At 66.1% G+C, this 2,298-nt stretch carries 3 protein-coding genes; all 3 read left to right on the top strand.

The features are described from left to right. Positions 1-884, top strand: an 884-nt coding sequence (locus VFU06_01160; GenBank protein HEU5207990.1) for a sensor histidine kinase, incomplete at its 5' end; no start/stop codon positions are given. A gap of 121 nt (positions 885-1,005) precedes the next feature. Then, positions 1,006-1,134 carry a hypothetical protein gene (locus tag VFU06_01155; GenBank protein HEU5207989.1) on the top strand — a complete coding sequence of 43 codons (129 nt, stop codon included), beginning with the start codon at positions 1,006-1,008 and terminating at the stop codon, positions 1,132-1,134. 21 nt (positions 1,135-1,155) lie between these two features. Continuing rightward, on the top strand, positions 1,156-1,518 hold the full coding sequence (locus VFU06_01150; GenBank protein HEU5207988.1) for a response regulator transcription factor: 363 nt from the start codon (positions 1,156-1,158) through the stop codon (positions 1,516-1,518). The last annotated feature ends 780 nt before the right edge of the window (positions 1,519-2,298 follow it).

Raw genomic sequence — 2,298 nt, 5'->3', positions numbered from 1 at the left:
TTGCAGCCACAGTCGCGCTTAGCGCCCTCGTGATGCTGAGCGCCGTAGCACCATCCATCTTGGCGAACCGCCGCTGGGTAGCCGATCCGCAGGCCAGCACGGCCGTCGCCGTCGCGATGCTGGTTGCGGCTGGTCTGGTGCTGACGAATGTCGTGCGCGTACCCCTGCCTTTGGTCGCCGTCGCAGCGCTTGTAGCGGCGCCGGTGCTTCCACGATTTCGACGGCTTCTCGCCACTGCCACAGATCGCCTCATGTTCGCCGACATCCGTGCCCGCTCCTCGGCGAGCGCGCTCGAGACTGAGCGCGCTCGCGTCGCGCGGGAGATCCATGACTCGCCACTTCAGGAACTCTCCGGAGTCATTCGCAAGCTAGACCTCAACCCACAGATTGAGGCCGAAACGGAAGCGCTGCGCGGCGTCGCGGATCAACTTCGTTCAATCGCTACGGAGCTGTATCCACCGGTGCTCGACGATCTGGGACTTGTTGCCGCGCTTCGGTCATTTGCGCATCGCTTCCGGCCGGAGCCTTCATCGGATGGGGTCCAGATACACGTCGCAGTGACAGATGACGGAAGCCCATACAGGCCTCCTCCGGACGTCGAGCTCGCGGTCTTGCGAATCGTTCAAGAAGCCGTGAACAACGCCGTCGCCCACGCCGAAGCGCGACGTGTCCAGATTGTGGGGAGCGTCTCACCGGCGGCGGTGCATGTGAGCGTGGTCGATGATGGGCGAGGCATCGACCACGCACGCGCCCGACGTGCGCAGCAGCTCGGCCACATGGGCCTCGCCTCGATGCAGCAGCGCGCTGCCGCTGTCGGTGCCGACCTTCGGTTCGAACATGCCAAGCCATCCGGCACGCGCGTTGAGCTTCGGTGGCAGGCATGACCATCCGCGTGCTGATCGTCGACGATCACCCGATCGTGGTGGACGGCCTCGTCGCTGGACTCCGAAGCCATGGGATAGACGTGCGGGATCAGCGTCGTCCATCCGCGCCGCACGCGAATTCATGGCACAGGACGATCTAGACGTGGTGCTGGTCGATCTCCGCCTCCCGGATGGCTCGGGGACCGAGCTGCTGCGCGGCATCGCAGACCCGGGCGGACCCGCGTTCATCGTTCTCTCGAGCTTCTCGTAACCGGAATATCTCGAAGTCGCGATGCGCCTCGGCCCTCGCGGCTACCTTCTTAAGACGGCAAAGACGACTGAGATCGTCTCGGCCATTCGCCGGGTGGTGGCGGGCCGACCAGCGTTCACGCCTGCTCAGCTTCTGGAAGGGCACGCAGCGCGTTGGGAGCCGCTGACAGAACGCGAGGCGGCGATCGTGCGCCGCGTCGTAGATGGCCGGTCCAATGACGAAATCGGAACCGATCTCGGGATCTCCACCAAGCGAGTCGAGGCGCATCTGACTCGCCTCTTCGAACGCTATCGCGTAGCCTCCCGCACCGAGCTTGCCGTGCGTGCTGAACGAGACGGCTGGCTTGATCTGCCGAGGCGCGACATGGCGCCGCATACGGACTAGCAGCTGCGGCGACAGGACGCCTTTCCGCGTCCGTGGCGGACCGCGGCGGAGAGAAGGCAGCGACGAAGCCCGGACATTCGGCCCAGCGACCAACAACTGGATCCACATCGGGCCGCGAGGCATCCACGTAGGTCACGCACGGAGCTTGATCACGGCACTCAACTGAGCCAGCTTCCGGCCAGGCGGCCGACCGCGAAGGCTGGCGACAAGGACCGGTGAAGAGGATGCCCCCCACACCGGTAAGGTGCCGGGCTTCGACCCGGGTCCGGTCCGCATCGCCGTTCACCAGCCGCACCTCGACCCGTACTGGGCTGCCGGCCTGAGCATCTACGAAGCTCACCCTGCGGGCTGTCATGCAGCACCGCCGGGCTGCGCAGCTGGAAGTCGTCAATCCAGCCCGGTCGCCCACGCGTCGGCGAGCGAGCGGACGCGCAGCCAGGATGCCCGCACCTCGAGCATGTCGGCGAGCGTGCCATCTGGCACGTGGGCGGCAACGACGGCCCCATGGCGGCGGCTGACCGCAGCCTATCTCTCTGTACCCTCGTTCGTACCCTCAAGCCAGCCGGAACCCACCGGAGCTGGCCGGAGCCCGCCGTAATAACCGTACTCAGTCGGACTCCACCGGAGGCTCGCCGCGATTCCGGTATGCGGTACCAAGTCTCATCTAGCCCCGATTCTGAGCACGGATCGGGGCTCCCTCGTTGCGGCCGTACCCTCATTCGTACCCCTTTCGGTGCCGCGCGAGCGGGCTCGAACTCCTAGGCTCGGCTCGCCTGGTGT

The organism is Longimicrobiales bacterium, assembly GCA_035764935.1.
In the GTDB taxonomy this organism is placed as follows: Bacteria; Gemmatimonadota; Gemmatimonadetes; order Longimicrobiales; family RSA9; genus DASTYK01.
This window is presented reverse-complemented; position numbering and strand designations above follow the sequence as displayed.